The following is a 17199-nucleotide window of genomic DNA, read 5'->3' as shown; positions in this document are numbered from 1 at the left end:
AAATTAAGCTTTAATAGAAAACAGCCCTGCTGTCTTCAATTTCAGCTCCTTCTTTCAGTGCATTGTAAACTGAGGAATTAACGGCGTTTCTATTCGAAGTGGACAATGCATCACTAAAAGTGCTGAAGTTAGGTAGACTGACGCCGGCTTCTTTTTTAGTTACTTTTATTTTAAATACGCCCGTATCGCCTTGGATCAAGTCAGATACCTGCCCCTCTTCCAGTCCGAAGGCCTTACCAACGACCAACGGTTCTTTACCTGCACCTGGAATGGTCGGGGAATTTCTGGTCAATGAAGAGGCATTTGAGATGGTCAACCCGTTGTTGGAAACAATATCATCCATCGATCTTCCTTTATTTTCAGCAATAATCTGCGCTGCTTTCTTATCCTTACGTATTTTGGGCAAAACGGTTGCTGAGGCATCTTCAGCCGACATCACCCCTTCTTGATGCTTTTTGGTCAGTTGTACGACGGCGTAACCGCTGGTCAAATCAAACCTTTTGATATCACCCACTTCAGTATCATCATTAAATGCCCATTGTACAATGGCACGTTGACTGGAAAGACCGGGTAGGTTTTCGTCCATCTCCTTGATTTTGTTTACCGGTCGAACGGTGTACTCGCTTTCTTTGGCCACATCTGAAAAAGCATTCGCCTCTGCATCTATGGCAGACATCTCGAATTTGGTAGCATCAGTAAATAATGTATTTATAGTCTCTTCAGATGCTTCGATAGCTTGGGATAAAGTGGCAACCTGCACGATATCTTGTTTATCGTCGATTTTTATCACATGAAAGCCAAAAGGGGTCTCGACCAAACCGATGTCACCAAGATCGTTGGCGAACAGAAACTTTCTGTAGGCCTCTGCCAAGCCAAGGTTTGATTCTTGAAAATAACCGATATCACCAGCCCGTTGGGCCGCAGTGGGATCATCGGAGTTTTCCTTTGCCAATCGTGCGAAATCGGCATCCGCCTTTTTGGCTTCCGACAGCATTCTTTCTGCTTCTTTCTCGGCCTCTTCTTTTGTTCTTGTAATATCAGGGGCAGCCCGTTCCGCTCCGGCATAGGCAATCAATATATGGCTTGATTTCACACTGCCATCGGCAATCTTATCGGTAATTTTCGAGACCTTGAAACTATCACCATCGCGATAGGGACCATAGACCGAACCTACCGGCAAATTCATCAGGGTATCAGCCACTACCGCAGGCAACTCATTCTTGGCCTTGAAAATGGTGTCGAACTTAGTATCTGAATTTCGATCTAAAAAAGCGGCAATATCCTTCGTTTTTGCAAAACCCAAAATTGTATCGGTCGTATTGCGTTCTTGATTGTATTCAACACTATCGTTCAGCAGGGAAGCAACATCATCCTTTACCCTATTTTCATCTTCCAAAGAGGGTTTTTCCTCAAAAAAGACAAACCTAAGGTCCCTTGCCTTCTCTTGTTTATAATCTTCTTTGTTTTCTTTTATGTAAGCATTGATTTCTTCTTTGGAAACCTGAATCGTGCTATCTGCAATTGAATTATAAGGCACCCTTACATACTGGATATCTACTTTGTCATTGGCTAATTTGTAATCAAATTCACCCTCAGCCAGTGTGGCACCAACACCTGCCTTCACTAAATTGAAATACAATTGTTCTTTTGCCGATTGCATGATTGACTTCTCAATGTTCAACCAGTTATCATAGGCCAACGGATTGGTCTCTTTCCAATCTGCAATCGTTCTTCTAAAAACCTCTTCATTGAATACCCCATTGTCATCTTGAAAAGTGGGGTCTTGTGCATAACCCGTATTCTTGATAAACTCAACGATCTGATCACTTTCAACATCAATACCCAAATCCTCAAATTGTTGGTTTAAGATAGTTCTTCTGATTTCTTGATCATAAACCGTATTAACCAATTGGGTAGAAGAAAAATTCGGTCCGTACTGTCTAGAAGCCTGTTCCACCTTTTGCCTGAAGGCATCTATCGCTATCGTCTCACCATTTACCTCGGCTACAGCCGATCCCACCTTGCCTCCGGAAAGACCGTCACTTGTAAAAACACCTGAAATAACAAAGGCGAACAGAGCCATACCTATTATAAGGATCAATACTGTAGTTCGCTTTCTAATATTCTCTAAAATTGCCATTTACCGTCTACTTTATCGTAATTTTCAGTGGGCGAAAATACCATTTTCTTTTCAATTAAGAAAGCTAAAAACGAGGTGATGTTTTTGTCTGAAATGATATCATTTACAGGGCCTCCATTTCTATTGCGAAAGTTTAAGTCAATACTCGTTCAACAACTGCACCTTGACCAAATCGATTTTGTTGTTTGAAACCTCTAAGATTTCAAATAGAAAATCCGCTATTCGAATTTCTTCATTTTGTTCGGGAATCTCGCCTGTTTCATTGGTAATAAGACCACCCAGCGTTTCATACTCATCCCCTTCTGGCAGCTCTAATTTATAATTCTCATTGATATAATCTACCTCTAACCTTGCTGAAAACTTAAAGGTTTTTTGATCAAGTTGTTCTTCGTATAAATCAGTGGTATCATGTTCATCCTCTATCTCACCGAACAATTCCTCTACAATATCCTCAACGGTCATCATACCGGCCGTACCACCGTATTCGTCTAAAACCACGGCTATACTTTTACGTCTTTTGGTCAGTGCATTTAAGATATCGTGTATCAACATGGTTTCAGGAACCAATTCGACAGGAAGTAAAATACCTTTTATCGTTTTAGGCTTTTTAAATAATTCATACGAATGTACATACCCGATAATCTCATCGATCGTTTCTTTATAGACCAATATTTTCGAAAGGCCTGTCTCCGTAAAGAGCTTGACCAAATTTTTAGGGGTCTCATGAAGTTCGACCGCGATAATTTCAGTTCGCGGGACCATAACTTCACGCGCCTTGACCTCGGAAAATTCCAAGGCATTCTGAAAAAGTTGAATTTCTGAGTCCACCTCATCTTCCTCCTCAACCGATTCCATTTGCTCCGTAATGTAATCGCCAAGCTCAAGCTTGGTAAACGCCAACTGAACTTCATCACCATCGGTTTTGAAAAATGCCTTCAAAATAAAATCAGAGACTTTTATAACGAACCAAGAGATGGCAGAAAACAAAAGGTAAAAAAAGTAGGCAGGGGCAGCAAAAAACTTCAACAAAGTGTTCGAGTAAATTTGAAATAAGACCTTGGGCAAGAATTCTGCAGTAAGCAAAATAATAAGTGTCGAGATCAGGGTCTGGGTCAGTAAGCTAAAGTCAGTTAAAGCAAGATTGATAAAATTCAGATTACTCGGCAGAAAACCGGCAAACCAATCAAGTAACAAGTCACCCATGTAGAAACCGTATACGACCAAAGCGATATTGTTGCCAATAAGCATTGTCGCAATAAACTTAGAAGGTTTTTCAGTGAGTCTAGCCAAAACTTTGGCGAGAACCCCCTCTTGCTTTTTTTCAAGCTCAATATGAATTCTATTCGCCGAGACAAAAGCAATTTCCATACCTGAAAAAAATGCCGAAAACAGCAGTGAAAGCGAAATAATGAGTATTGAAGCGAACACTATCGACCCTTGTTTTCTTCGGTTCTCTTTTCAAATCTTTTGCGATACTTTCTTCTAAAAAGGAACATGGCCAAAGATACTACGGCAAAAAATATAAAAATATAGGTTTCCTTCGGGGCGGTTTGCCAAAGTGTAATGATCTTATAAATCGATGCAATGGCCACGACCAAATATAAATACTCCGTATACTTCAAAATCTTAACCATATTATTCTTCTTCTGAAATTGTCATTAAACCAAATGTTTTATGGGCTTTTAAAAAAGTGAAATCACGATTGAAATCCATGCCTTGACCATCCATTACGGTCTGTTCTTCGGGGTTGGTATACGTGAACTTTTCTTCAGTGAAAATCCATTTATTAGACCTGTCCCAATACAACTGTGGTGTTTCCAATCTTTTTCCATCGTGGACATTAATAACTACGTTGCCTTGCAGGTCTATGATATTGGTCTGCGAATAGATGATACCATAGTCTGCTGTTATGACACTTTTTTGGTTGTTCTCGTCAAAAAAATCAACTTGTAGGCCCTCTGGAAACTCTTTGAACTTGAAATTAAGGTTATCAAAATCTTTATTCAATGGGCTCTTTAGTATTGCAATCACCTTTGTCGAGGCAGAATCTAGGGTCGTCATCTCTTTGGTCGCCTCAGAATAGGTTAGGGTAAAATTCTTCGCCACTCCCTGCGGATAGATATTCGCAGCAGCCTCATCACCGACCCTTTTGTAATTGTCTTTGCAGCCCAAAAAAAGGATTGCCACAGTAACTACCGTGGCAAATCGCTTTAACTTATATGTATTCTTATTCGTCACCCTTATAAACTCGGTACCTTCACACTACCACCGACCCAACAGTTAAACGTCACTGTTTTACCGGCCATGTCTGCGTTAAAGATCATTGTTTTATCGGGTGCTTTGGCATTGTAACTTGCTGCCGATTGATTGGCCCTTCCACTGATTGATGGGTCTACCCGACCAGCTTTACGTGCCATTTCAGCGGCTTTCCAATAAATGGCCCTTTTTTCAAATGGCGTGCTACCGCAGGCATTTGCACTACTGGCATAAAGATTCGCAATCAACAAATACGCTTTGCCATTCGAAGCATTTGAATTAATGGCTTTTTGTGCGTAGCTTCTTGCTTGTGACTTATTGCCTCTCTTTCGCATCATACCAGCCACCTTGTATAGTATATCGGATTTTCTGTTGCTATCGGTTTCCAATTCAACTGCTTTGTTAAAGTCTGCAATCGCACCATTACTATCCCCTGATTTAGACTTTAGTACCCCTGAATAGAAATAAGCGTCAGCAGAGGGGTCTAGTGCCAACTGTGCCTCGAACAACTTCTTGAACATAGGATCGTCGGTACATTCTTTTGAATACATTCTACCTACTGCTCTTTTCACCCAAGTGATGTCGTCTTTTTTACTTTCAAAGCTCTTCTCGTATAGTGGAATAAGGTTCTCACAGTCTGCCAGCTTACCAAGCTTGGCGTCAATACTACCGGCCACTTTACCCAAAAGTTCTGAATTACGGGTGTAGATACCCAAGTTTCTTTTTTCCTTCGCGGTCAAAGTGCCCGCTTCCTCTTTTTGAAGATAGCCATTGATTTTATCCGTATACCCTTTATTGATGACCTCATTTTGCTCGGTAACCTCATCATAGACATCAAATACTTCTTGTAAGTCTTTCTTACCCGCTTCATGCAAGTTCACCAAACTTGAGAAATAGATATACAGTACTTTAGGGTTATCGATACTTTTTAAATCACTATCGAACATTGGCTCGATCATCTCATACATTTGGTCATCAGAAGCCATATTATTGTCGCTTTTGTAAATGACCTTATCACTCATTACATCTGCCTTGGTAAATTTCTTGGGAAAGTACTTGTGGCTAGCATCGAACATGGTCAACAAATCTTGTTCGTAACCATCTTTATCAGCCCCTGAAGAATTTTTTATCTTATGTTTCAAAATCCGCTCCCCATAAGAATAAATCGCTTTGTTCAAATCTGGACAAGCCTCATAGACCTTTTTCCAAGGCTCGTAAGCCGCATCATAATTCTTTACTTTTGCGTGTTCTGCAAAAATAGAAAGGTTGGTCATGCATTCTGGGTTTTGTGCTTGGGCCATACTTAATCCCATCGACATAATAACCGCAAACATCGTTAAGTAGTGTTTCTTCTTCATCGTGTTAATTTTAAAGTCGTTAATGTACAAATTTTTGTATAACTAGCTTGAAACAGGTTTGTCAACCGAAGGTTATTTACGAAATATTTAAAATAATACTATCTAATTTATTTTTCTTTTAATAAACCATTTATCGTTGAGCGATAAACCTACATTCAGTTTAAGATAACTTTCCTCAATCAATCCGGCATCCGTTGTCCCTCTTCTTCCCAACTCAAAACCGACGTTCAAATTTGAAAAATTACCTCCTAGTGGTAGACCAAATCCAAAAGTTATGCCAAAGTTATTTATCTCTTTATCGTTCACTAAAAGACCTGTTTGTTCATAACGCATACCGGCCCTGTAGGTAATCCTTTTCAAATAGCTGGAAATAGATCGGTAATCAGGAATGAAAAAACCTCCGACCGCTATGGTACTTGCATCTTGGTACGCCACATTTTCTTGGCCTAAAAAATCATTGGAAAACGAGCTCAAGGCTTGAAAACTATATTCCCCACCAAAAAACCACTTTTTATCTTCGCCGTAACCGAGCCCTATAGTGGTTATGGTCGGTATTTTCAGTTCTGTATTGCTTAATCCCAAGGCAGCCAAATCAACATCGGCACCCTCGATCTCACTACCATTGGCTATTGAAAAAGAACTAATTCGTTCACTATTCTCAGAAACCAGGTTGACTTGGGTATCTACACCAATATGACTGAACAAGGTGTGTTTTTTCGTTATTTTCGGGGTGAAACTTAGTGCATAATTAAAGTCAAAACCTGTGATTCTTGAGGTTCTGATATCCCTTGAGCCAAAAAGTATATCTTCAATACTTTGTGCACGCTCATACTCTAAAGTACCGAAATTGTAATTGATGGTCGCCCCGATAGCCACATTTTTAACCGGTTCATACCCTAAGGATAAAAACACGCGGTTAAGACCACCTTCACCGGCAAAAACATTGGTCACATTTTGGTTGGCGGTATTTACATCTTCAGAGAGCAAGCTGAAGCCCACCGAAGAAAATGGCATTAACCCAAAGCCAATTCCGGCATTTCTTGCGATTGGAAAACCAACCGCTAAATAATCCAGATTGGTTACTGACGCCCTTTGACTCTCGTTGGCATCTTCAAGACGAAATTCCGTGTGCGAAATATTGGCGCTGTACGCCGTTAATTTTAGTTTTGAGTAGGCCGCGGGATTTCTTAAATTCACATGAATACTATCGGCATACAATCTGAGACCGCCCATCATCTGATTCTCAACGGTACCATTATTTCTAAAATCACCAACACCAAAAGTAGAAAAAGGGGATATTGTTCCGTTTTGTGCGTATATAGTAAAAGATACTAGGCAAATGCCTATAATCAGAAAATTTTTAACCATCTAGCTTTTATTGTACTCCAGCAGGTAATTTAGCCCCTCCAACAGAAATTTAGAATTCGCAAATATGGAATTTTTTAACCGTTTGGCAAAAAAATGGGCATCGCCGCCTGTTAAAATAACTGTTAAAAATTTAAAGCGTTCCCTATATTGATTAATGACCCCTTCCAATTCTTGTACAAGTCCATTGATCACGCCAATATGCATACAACTTTCGGTAGAATCACCAATGAAACCATCGGTACTTTCTGGCGATAATAAGGGGAGTTTTGCCGTCAGATTGTTCATGGCCTTGTACCGCATCATCATGCCTGGTGAAATAGCACCGCCGAAGTACTCTTTTTTTTCATTTATAAAATCGTATGTAACACAAGTACCCGCATCTATGACCAGTACATTCGTCTTGGGATAGTTGTAAAAAGCCGCTGTAACAAGGGCTATTCGATCTATACCTAAAGACTCAGGCGTAGCATACTTATTTACAAAGGGTATGTTTGAATTGTGGGATAGTAGGTGAACTTTACAGAAAAGGGAAAGCACCTCGTATTCTTTGTTTTCAAGATTTTTTACCGAGGCAATCAATGCATGTTCGATTTTAGGGTATACTTCAAAGATCTCTTTGACCATGCTTAAAAAGAAGTTACACTCACAGCTATGGCCAACTACCAATCGATTTTTATCATATACGGCATACTTGACCAGGGTATTACCAATATCCACCACTAAATTCATATGCCAAAATTACGAACAAATATGCCTACCATGGATTACTAAGGTTTTTTGGATGCCCCAACAAAACTAATCACGTATCGATTTTCTTAATTTAGGTTCAAGCCACAGATAACTAGAACCCAATACGAAGATTATAAAAAACCAAATGGGGGATATTACATGCAACACCCTAACCTTCTTTGCTGTGTTGGTTTCTTCATTGAAATACCGACGATTGGCCTTTATCAGGTACTCGCTTGTCAATGTTTTCCACTGTGCGGTATCCATAACATAGTAATCATGTATAATCGTGGTATCCGCTTCTAACCGCATGGAATTCCAACCCTTATACCGAGGATAGGTTTTCACCCTCCAAGCGTCTTGCATCAAAATACCTTGAATTGCAGGTAATTCATAACCATCACTGTGTTGAATAACAGGGGAACTAAGCCCTGAATACAACTTGACTTCATAGGGTTGGTGCTGAAAGACAAATTGACCATCGCATTGAAATTCGCCAATCCCTTGGGATTTTTTACTTAACCTATCAATGATATTTGTCCAGAGCTTTCGATAGATTCCGCTCTTGCCGCCCAACACCAATTCGTAGGTGTTTTTAAGCAGTGTCGTACCTTTTTTACCCTGACCAACTAGCTGTAAATATCCGTAATCTTCAATCATATCACCTTTTAAACCAGCTTCTTCAAAACGATAGGGATACTTTTCAAGTTTGACTTTTTTGTTCGCTGAAAATAAAATGGTAGTGGTCTTGTCCGGTTTGGTTTTGATATCCATTAAATTACCTAATCGATTGAATAATAATTCGTTTGGCTGCACCAACAACCCCAAGGCTTTGGCTTGTATGGCCTTATCTATTGTATTTATTGAATTTTGCGATAAATTGAGAAACGTAGGGGTATCTATTACAAATAAATCAAAGTTTTCCAGACTTTTTTCCGTTATGGCGTAAATGGGTTCCACATCGGTATTGAAGTATTCGAACTTATACTTTCGTTTCGTTATTTGATTTCGGACGACGACCTTATGACCTTCTTCCGCTAAAAAGTTCTTGAGGTACTTCGTCTCAAAAGATGGGAACTGATTTATGATCAAAACTTTTAAACGTTCCTTTTCCAATACGACGACCGGAATAGGGTTTTTACATATCTCATTGCCCTTATCATCCCTTTCAACAATCTGGTAGACAAATTTTCCATCTGCTTTTAACATGCCCTTTAAAACAAACGTCTGTTCCGGTTCATTTACCAAGATAACGGAATCAACGACGCTGCCACTAGCAGTCTGAAGGTACAAACGCCTTCCCTCGTCGGGATATCTGTACAACCCTTTTATATACAGGCTATCGCCTACGACGTACTCAGGTTCGTATTTCAATTTCACAAGACCTTCTGGCAAATCTGGTAAGTCATAGTGGACTTTATGGCCAGTGAGTTGCCAAAAATCAAATGGATGGATACCCTCGCCTAGAATGGTAAGCTCCTCTATATCAGACAATTCCTTTTTTATAAATCTTCCCGGATTGTACCTGATTTTTTTTAGACCCTTTATCACTTTAGCAAGACTGTCCAATTTCCGTGAGTCATAACCCTGGGTAAGCACGACCCCTTTAGTAGATGATGCTATATTGATCGAAGGTCTTAAGAAGAGACAGCATAAAGCGAAAACAGTTAATGTGGCAATTATTGAATTTACCACAAATCGAATGCCTGGGCCTTTTTCCCATTCTTTCCAAATAAAAATAGAAAGCACTGGCAATGCGCACATCAAAACTGCCCATAACACCTGACTATTATCAAAATGAAGGTCATTAATCACTAGCTTTCAATGCTTCAAATACATACTCATCTATTGTTCTATTATACTTTTTTTCCGCACTTGGCGCATCAGGTTTTTCCGGAATGGCCTCTGACAAACCTTTATGGGCCTGTAGCAGCATTTCTTTAGAATACCTTTTTGCTTGCGAAAGCCATTTCAATGCTTGTAGCGTGCCCAGGTATTTGCTGGGGTGAACCAAGGCCAAAACCGCCAATTCATTACCGGCTTTTTCGAACAACTCCCTATCGGCAGCCTCAATTTTTCCTTGGGACAAAATCAGTGCTATTCTTGAAAGGGCTTGGTCCATAAATGGATATGTACCTGTTGCCTCAAAATCATCTTGCTTTGTAGTATTTGTAATAGCGGTCAAATCACCGGACAATCGTTTTTCTTCTTTGATAGGGGGTGGGTCAAAACCAATACGATGTACATAGATGCGAGCGCTGTTTTTTATCTCTTGTATGAGTTTCAATGCTCGATATTGATAAGGCAGGGATTTTTCAGGTTCAAATAACCTTAAGTATAGTTCTGCATCCCACATTTCATTCATTGCCTGTTTCAGTTTGCTACGTAATGATTTGGCAAAGAGTGTAGAAGCTTCGGGGTCTTCGTGGTTGTGAACATACGCTTCCAATGGGTCTTCTAAACCATCAGGGGACTCATCGTCATGATCATGATCGTGTTCCGTGGCATAATTATGTTCTTCCCCATGATTATCATCGTGCCCTTCTTCGTGGTCATGCTCAACCAAATTGTGCTCATTGTCACCATCATGGTCATGGGTATAAGAGGCCAAGGTATTCCCTTCAGAATTACTTTCATTTGGCATCGGTGTTATCTCAGAAGAAAAGGCTCCCTCAGACTCATCACCCATAAACTCACCATATTTTAGTCGCAATGCCTTTTGATCAAACCCTAGCTCATTACTGGTAAAGTTAAAATCTTGTTTTTTAAGGTTGTCTCGATCGGCAATCAGCTTTTTGGTATCGATAATGAGTTGTCGCTGACTTCTGAAATAATCTGGCATTAAATCAGCTCCAACAGTACCCGCTACGGCAAATTGATTGGAAACCGTATCTTTTATAACGGCAAAATAAGTTTCCGTTCGAGTTATATTGGGGCTGGGTTGTTTGTAGTCGACAGCTTCAATATAAAAGTACAGTTCATCGCCAGCCTCCATCTTCAATTGCTTTAGGTCCAATCTTTTTTGAAGTACCATTTTCTTTGCTCCTTTTGAAATAGCATCATCAAAACGAAGCTGTTCTTCCCGAAACTTTACCGACTCCCCCGATCCCTTGCTCACCGTGGCGATAATCGCTACGTCTGAAACCCCGAAATCATCACGTACCGTTGCAGTAAACCGCAATTCTTGTTTTTCGCTATAACCGAAGGTATTAAACTGTGCCAAATTAGAAATACCAATTTCGGGGGCCATGTCTTTTTGCAATTCCAACGTATACAGCTCAGACAAATATTCATTGTTTTGGTCATCAAAGAACTTAAGGTTATAAATGGCGGAAGAATCAATCCTTATTGATTTAACATACTGTCTATTCTTAAAATCCATGGATACGTCTTCACCTCGAAACTGCAAGAGCGCCTCAGGCACTGGCTGATCAAATTGAAAACGCCAGGTCACTTTGGAACCTTCTAAAACCTTAAGGTTCATTTTTTTTGTCACTGATGTATTTCGTCTTGTATAGTTAGGATAATCAATTTCCACCTCTTGAAATGAAATCTTTGGGGGCACCGGTTTCTGGGCATTTGAATCTAAAGGCTGAAAATTCACCATCTCCTTTAGCGGGGTCTGTTCTTCGCTAACCCCGTCTTCTGCGAAGACCCTGGATTGGCGGATTACAAAACCCAACAACAAACACAAAAGGGCGATACCAGTATTGCGAACCAAATGATGACCAAACGGAATTTGACCTTGATGCAATTTGATTTTATCAGCGATCTTATGCCGTTGTATCTTGGCTATTGCCGTAAGTCCTTCACTTGGTTTTAACAACAAAGAAGAACTGTACTCCATTTCAGGCAAAGACTTGTCAAGATATTCACATGCCTTGACTAAATCGAACTGCCAGGGCCTAACCAGCATTCCTAATACAACAAGGGCCAAAACAAAGACCACTAAGGCAAGTGGTTCGCTCAGCGTAATAAAATATGAAAGTACAACAAGGCCTATGGCCAAGATAAAGATTTCAGCGACCCTAAGAAGTTGCCATTTTCTGACGACTGCCAAAAGTATGTGATCATTCCTCTTCATTGTTTTCGATGTTTGGCCAATAATCGTTCCGTTACCAATACAGGAACCAGCAAAAACCACAACCAGTCTGGCACATCCTTTACTTCCTTTTTAAATTGATTACGGGCATCGGCAATGTACACCGGAATCAATTCGGCTTTGGGCAAAAGTCTTATATCATCAAAATTCGCGATTTCCTCAACTTTGAAATCCAAATTCAAAATATCTTCCAATTCTGAAACTAATCGTCCATCTTCAATGGCATTTAAACCCAACCGTTCGGTAAGATGGTATTTGCCTTTTACAGCTGTGGGCTTAAGCAGTTTATTGGCTACTTCATCTAAGTCATAACTTATCTGTACCCCTTCAAATTTCGGACCTTCATTGTGCGCAAGCCAAATCAATACGTTTGTATCGCTCAGGTCTAGATTAGCCTGCGCTTCTAAACGATATATGGAACTAGGCCATTCTGAATATCTTAAAATGGCCTTACAGGCCGCCTCAAAATAGTGGGACTCTTTTTCAAATGCCTTCTCAAACATGATGGCCACTTTTATGGTATCCCTCTGTACAATAGGTACAACCCTGCTTTTTTCTTGACTGACGAGTCGTAAACTATCCCCTCCAATCGTTTTTAGATTATCGCCCATGGCTGCCGGGGGTAGTACTTTAAACGAAGTAACACGTTCATCACTAACTTGTGTGATGAGCTGATATTTATCCTTATCCACAAATGCTACTATAGGCTTATCAACGCTAGCAAGGTCATCTACAAGTATCCAATTACTGTTTATAGTGGTTTTTGGCCGCATTCCCTTTACACTTTCAATAAGTCCCTTGGCAAATATCACAATACTATCTGTAGGTATTTTCTCCATATCTTGCATCAATTGCCAATAATTCGGTTTCCCCATGTTGATATCAGTACCTTCTTCTATTTCAGGAAATCCATCACTGAGCAACTTAAGATCGGCACCATCGGGTATTTTATCGCGTAAGGATTTCAGCATGTCATGGGTTGCCAATGAGGGCTCAATTAAGAAGGTCAAAGGGGTATTACTGGGGTTGTGAGTAATCTGAGGTTGCGCCATTAGCAGTACTACAAGCGTCAAGGCTAGCAAACGCAACGCAAGCAATACATATTCGTTAAGTCTTATATTTTTAGTTCGCGCAGTCTCGTATTCTTTTAAGAGCTTAATGCTCCCTACTTTAATCACCTTTACTTCGCCCCTATTCAAAAAATGTATCGCCAAAGGAATAGTCAACGCTAAAAAACCCCATAGGTATGTCGGATTCTGAAAAATCATCTTAATGTAATCTCAACCTCTTTTTTAAAAATAACCGTAAAACTTCATGCAGCGGTATATCAAACCTGAACAATTCGTATCCAATACCGGAAGTGGTCATGGCTTCTTTTATGCCTTCAAGGTGTTCTTTCAAACTATTCAAATATTCGGCTTTTGCGTGATTTGCCTCAATTTTAACACGATGACCTGTTTCTAAATCCTCAAAGACCATCGCTCCTGAATACTCGAACTCCATTTCATTCTTTCCCATCAATTGTATGACGACAACTTCGTTTTTCGAGGTCTTGAGCTGTTGTATCCATCCCGATAATTCATCGTCATATTCATACATGTCAGTGACTAGAAAAATCAGTTCTTTATGGCTCCTATTATGGATTTTTTGAATATCCCTTTTATTTTTTGGCCAACTTCCTGTACTCGTTGTTCGTATCAACTCATTCAAAAGTCGATTGTAATGCTGCTTATTTGAAGTCGGGTACAGGCTTTTCAAAGCCCTATCATTTAGGGCAAAAAGACCAACGGCATCACCCTGTTGGTACGACAAATAAGCCAATGACGCTATCAAGACCCGTGCATAATCCATTTTTGACAACCCGCTTTCAGCATATTGCATAGAGGCGCTTGAGTCAACCACGAATTTAATCGCCACTTGCGTATCAATCTCCGCCTGTTTTATATAATACCTGCCGGAACGGGCCAACATCTTCCAATCCAACAATCGCATATCATCACCAGGCTGGTATGCTTTGTATTGACTAAACTCCAACCCTTGGCCCACTTTTCTACTTTGGTGGTTACCTGCTAAAAAGCCATCTACAACTACTCGCGCTATCAATGCGAGACCCGACACCGAATTGATGAGCTCTGGTTTCAGTAGCTGTTGATGATCTTGTTTCACATTGTGGGTTTAATTTGTGAATGACAGTTCTTCCAATAGGGTTTTACTGACTTTATCTGAATCAATACCTTCTGCCTCGGCCCTAAAGTTTACGATTATACGATGTCTTAGAACGGGGAGTGCCACTTTTTTAAGGTCATTCAAAGTAACCGCAAAACGTCCATCTTGTAAGGCCCGGGCTTTCGCCGTTAGAATCATAGCTTGACCGGCCCTAGGGCCGGCACCCCAACTCACCCATTCTTTCACATATGCATTGTTGGTGGTTTCCGGACGGGTCGTCCTTATCAATTTGGCCACATAATTAATAAGGTCTTCACTGATTGGAACATCCCTGACCAATTTTTGTAGTTCTAAAATAGCCTCACCACTAATCACTTTTTTGACCTCTTCCGATTTGGCCCCAGTAGTATTCATCAGAATGGTAGCCTCTTCAAGCGCAGTGGGATAACCCACCTTTATATAAAACAGAAACCTATCTTGTTGTGCTTCGGGAAGCGGAAAAGTTCCTGATTGTTCTATCGGATTTTGAGTGGCCAATATGAAAAAAGGCCTATCTAAAGGGTAGGTTTTACCCGAATAGGTCACCTCAAACTCTTGCATGGCCTCAAGCAATGCTGCCTGCGTTTTTGGAGGGGTTCGATTGATTTCATCCGCCAAGACAATATTGGCGAAAATAGGGCCTTGATTGAACTGAAAGAACTTTTTGCCGGTAGTATGGTCTTCCTCTAAAATTTCGGTTCCAACAATATCGGAAGGCATTAGGTCAGGTGTAAATTGAATTCTTCTAAACTTAAGATCAATAGCTTGGGCCAAGGTTCTTATCAATAAGGTTTTTGCCAAACCCGGCACCCCTTCCAATAGGGCATGGCCACCTGCAAGAAAAGCGATTAACAGCTGTTCTATCGTTTCTTCTTGCCCAACGATTACTTTGCCTATTTCTTTTTTGAGTAATGAAATCTTATGGGTCAACCCACTGATTTTACGCTCTGCAACTTCCAAATTTTCATCCATAATCTTCCTTTTGTTAAGAAGTTAGTGCATACATTACAATATTGACCCCGAATCGGGTGTTGTCAATTTTATACCAGCGTTTGTTTCTAAAGTCATAATCCCACTCACAGCCATAGTCTTTGTTGCTGTACAATAATCCTATTCTTCCATTTACCTCAATTGCCTTTAGGTATTCATGAACCAAATCGTCACCCCAACCATTCAGCTCTTGCGAAGTGGTCGGTGGCCCGTCTTCAAACTCAAAGAAAATAGAATAGAGCTCGTGGTCATTGGGTATCTTTTTGAGGGCCCCTACCCCAAACAATTCTTCCATCTGCCTTTCGAAGGATTTTGCAAAAAGTCCATCAATGTCATGATTGCAGTCGTCTACAAAAACAAAACCGCCATTGTCGATGTATTTTTTGAAATTCTCTTTCTCTTTTTTTGTGAACTGCACCAATTTATGACCTGATAAATAACAAAAAGGTGCCTTAAAAACATCGGCGCTGGCCAAAGGAACAATGTTCTCATTTGTATTGACCTTTAGGGTGGTATATTCCACCAATGAGTTCAGAAGGTTTGAGGGCATGCGCTGGTCCACATCCCAATCTCCGGATTCATACTGTAAGCGCGTAAAAAAAAATTCGTTACTCAATTCCCAATAGCAATTTAACTGATGATGTATTTGGGCTAAATGGAATAGCCGCAACCAAAATAAAAACTGGTTGCAACGAAAACCGTTGCAACCAGTTTTTTGAATTGTATTTATTTATACCGCATCTGACAGGCTTGTAAATGTAAAGTCCCTAATCTTCATATAAGGGATTAAGTTGCCATTGATACGCACTTGTTTCCCTAGGGTTTCTAGGTTGTTCAACATGATGATAGGGCTTTCGTTAAACCTGAAATTCTTTATCGGATGCTTAATTTTCCCATTCTCAATGTAAAACGTTCCATCCCTTGTCAGACCGGTATACAATAAGGTCTGTGGGTCTACAGATCTAATGTACCATAGTCGTGTCACCAAAATACCTTTTTTGGTGCTCTGGATAAGTTCTTCTAAAGAAGCATCACCACCTCCCATAATAAGATTATTAGGAAAAGGTACGGGGTCGACACCTTTCTGTTCAGCCCAATACCTGCTGTAAGCCAAGTTCTTGACTACTCCGTTTTCTATCCAATTTGTTTTTTTAAGTGCTTGCCCTGAACCATTCCAAGTTCCTGTTGGCACCTCGCTATTCAAAGGATCGGACCAAAGATTCACCCTTTCGTCAACAATCTTCTCACCAATTTTGGTTCCCCCGCCTTCTTTTGACATAAAACTACGTCCTTCATCCGCCGTTCTCGCATTGATTGAAAAACCTAGGTTGCTAATAAGGTTCTCACCTGCAGCAGGTTCTAGAATGACCGTGTATTTACCCGGTTCAATAGCCTTTGCCTCTTTAGACAATACCGCTTTATCAATCGCGATCTTTGAAGCCTCGGCAGCATTGAACTTCCTAATATCGTTGTAATCACGTGAAACCCAGCCAGAGCCCGTGCCATCATTACTGCGCATGGTCACGGTAAAATCAACATTGGATGATTTGTTATAGGCAAAAAGGCCCTTTGAATTCATCATCGCGCTAAAGCCGTAAGAATCGTCCAAGAATCCAGCGGCCGTAACATCATTCGCCAATGCCGGCTGAATACTATCATTCGCCACCGATGTGCGATATTCAGGTGTTACCTTAGCGGTTTCATCTACATAGTTTATTGCTTCATCGTAGACCTGCGGCCCCAGTGGCTCCATGAATTCTGGATTTTCAGGGGATAACTTTGCCAATTCTTGGGCACGTTCTACTACCTTTTTCAAGGATGCGTCGTCAAATTCATCAATAGTTGCGGTACCTGATTTCTTTCCATAACTGGATTGCACCACTAAGGTTTGGTTCGATCTATGACCGGAAGTCGAAACGGAATTTCGGGCATATCGTATATTCCCACTTTCACTTCCACTTAAATTTATTTCGCAAGTATCGGCCGAGGAAAAGCTCAGTGCCTTTTCCATTATTTGTCTAGCCTCTTCTTCTGTATATATTGCCATTTTA

At 40.5% G+C, this 17199-nt stretch carries 14 protein-coding genes; all 14 read right to left on the bottom strand.

Annotated elements, in window-relative coordinates:
- Positions 1-10 precede the first annotated feature (10 nt).
- Positions 11-2140, bottom strand: a complete 2130-nt coding sequence (locus AACM45_RS12020) for a peptidylprolyl isomerase (RefSeq protein ID WP_339142950.1) — start codon at positions 2138-2140, stop codon at positions 11-13.
- A gap of 138 nt (positions 2141-2278) precedes the next feature.
- Positions 2279-3568, bottom strand: a complete 1290-nt coding sequence (locus AACM45_RS12015; protein ID WP_339142948.1) for a hemolysin family protein — start codon at positions 3566-3568, stop codon at positions 2279-2281.
- Positions 3568-3774, bottom strand: coding sequence for a hypothetical protein (locus tag AACM45_RS12010; RefSeq protein ID WP_339142947.1), 207 nt, complete (start codon positions 3772-3774; stop codon positions 3568-3570). Before AACM45_RS12010 ends, AACM45_RS12015 begins: the two co-directional genes overlap by 1 nt.
- A 1-nt stretch (position 3775) precedes the next feature.
- Positions 3776-4378 carry an LPS export ABC transporter periplasmic protein LptC gene (gene lptC, locus AACM45_RS12005; protein ID WP_339142945.1) on the bottom strand — a complete coding sequence of 201 codons (603 nt, stop codon included), beginning with the start codon at positions 4376-4378 and terminating at the stop codon, positions 3776-3778.
- A gap of 2 nt (positions 4379-4380) precedes the next feature.
- Positions 4381-5754 (bottom strand): tetratricopeptide repeat protein, encoded by a 1374-nt coding sequence (locus AACM45_RS12000; protein ID WP_339142944.1) that lies wholly within the window; start codon positions 5752-5754, stop codon positions 4381-4383.
- Positions 5755-5856: 102 nt separating this feature from the next.
- A complete protein-coding gene (locus AACM45_RS11995; protein WP_339142943.1) occupies positions 5857-7122 on the bottom strand; it encodes a hypothetical protein in 1266 nt (421 codons plus the stop codon).
- Entirely contained in the window at positions 7123-7851 is a 729-nt protein-coding gene (locus AACM45_RS11990) for a type III pantothenate kinase (RefSeq protein ID WP_339142942.1), read from the bottom strand. It abuts the gene before it with no gap.
- Positions 7852-7917: 66 nt separating this feature from the next.
- Positions 7918-9666 carry a hypothetical protein gene (locus tag AACM45_RS11985; protein WP_339142941.1) on the bottom strand — a complete coding sequence of 583 codons (1749 nt, stop codon included), beginning with the start codon at positions 9664-9666 and terminating at the stop codon, positions 7918-7920.
- Entirely contained in the window at positions 9659-11935 is a 2277-nt protein-coding gene (locus tag AACM45_RS11980) for a tryptophan-rich sensory protein (RefSeq protein WP_339142939.1), read from the bottom strand. The genes AACM45_RS11985 and AACM45_RS11980 overlap by 8 nt, the downstream gene beginning before the upstream one ends.
- Positions 11932-13221, bottom strand: a complete 1290-nt coding sequence (locus AACM45_RS11975) for a BatA domain-containing protein (RefSeq protein WP_339142938.1) — start codon at positions 13219-13221, stop codon at positions 11932-11934. Before AACM45_RS11975 ends, AACM45_RS11980 begins: the two co-directional genes overlap by 4 nt.
- Position 13222: 1 nt before the next feature.
- Entirely contained in the window at positions 13223-14119 is an 897-nt protein-coding gene (locus AACM45_RS11970; protein WP_339142937.1) for a DUF58 domain-containing protein, read from the bottom strand.
- Between the two features lie 9 nt (positions 14120-14128).
- A complete protein-coding gene (locus AACM45_RS11965) occupies positions 14129-15130 on the bottom strand; it encodes an AAA family ATPase (RefSeq protein WP_339142936.1) in 1002 nt (333 codons plus the stop codon).
- Between the two features lie 13 nt (positions 15131-15143).
- Positions 15144-15764 carry a DUF4159 domain-containing protein gene (locus AACM45_RS11960; RefSeq protein WP_339142934.1) on the bottom strand — a complete coding sequence of 207 codons (621 nt, stop codon included), beginning with the start codon at positions 15762-15764 and terminating at the stop codon, positions 15144-15146.
- 114 nt (positions 15765-15878) lie between these two features.
- On the bottom strand, positions 15879-17195 hold the full coding sequence (locus tag AACM45_RS11955) for a TldD/PmbA family protein (protein ID WP_339142933.1): 1317 nt from the start codon (positions 17193-17195) through the stop codon (positions 15879-15881).
- Between the last annotated feature and the right edge of the window lie 4 nt (positions 17196-17199).

The organism is Croceitalea sp. MTPC5, assembly GCF_036985505.1.
GTDB lineage: Bacteria > Bacteroidota > Bacteroidia > Flavobacteriales > Flavobacteriaceae > Croceitalea.
This window is presented reverse-complemented; position numbering and strand designations above follow the sequence as displayed.

What these genes read in the sequence shown, in the direction of transcription:
- AACM45_RS12000 (WP_339142944.1), bottom strand. Translation starts at nt 5,754, where the DNA reads ATGAAGAAGAAACACTACTTAACGATGTTTGCGGTTATTATGTCGATG.
- AACM45_RS11995 (WP_339142943.1), bottom strand. Translation starts at nt 7,122, where the DNA reads ATGGTTAAAAATTTTCTGATTATAGGCATTTGCCTAGTATCTTTTACT.
- AACM45_RS12020 (WP_339142950.1), bottom strand. Translation starts at nt 2,140, where the DNA reads ATGGCAATTTTAGAGAATATTAGAAAGCGAACTACAGTATTGATCCTT.
- AACM45_RS11955 (WP_339142933.1), bottom strand. Translation starts at nt 17,195, where the DNA reads ATGGCAATATATACAGAAGAAGAGGCTAGACAAATAATGGAAAAGGCA.
- AACM45_RS11975 (WP_339142938.1), bottom strand. Translation starts at nt 13,221, where the DNA reads ATGATTTTTCAGAATCCGACATACCTATGGGGTTTTTTAGCGTTGACT.
- AACM45_RS11980 (WP_339142939.1), bottom strand. Translation starts at nt 11,935, where the DNA reads ATGAAGAGGAATGATCACATACTTTTGGCAGTCGTCAGAAAATGGCAA.
- AACM45_RS12010 (WP_339142947.1), bottom strand. Translation starts at nt 3,774, where the DNA reads ATGGTTAAGATTTTGAAGTATACGGAGTATTTATATTTGGTCGTGGCC.
- AACM45_RS11990 (WP_339142942.1), bottom strand. Translation starts at nt 7,851, where the DNA reads ATGAATTTAGTGGTGGATATTGGTAATACCCTGGTCAAGTATGCCGTA.
- AACM45_RS11965 (WP_339142936.1), bottom strand. Translation starts at nt 15,130, where the DNA reads ATGGATGAAAATTTGGAAGTTGCAGAGCGTAAAATCAGTGGGTTGACC.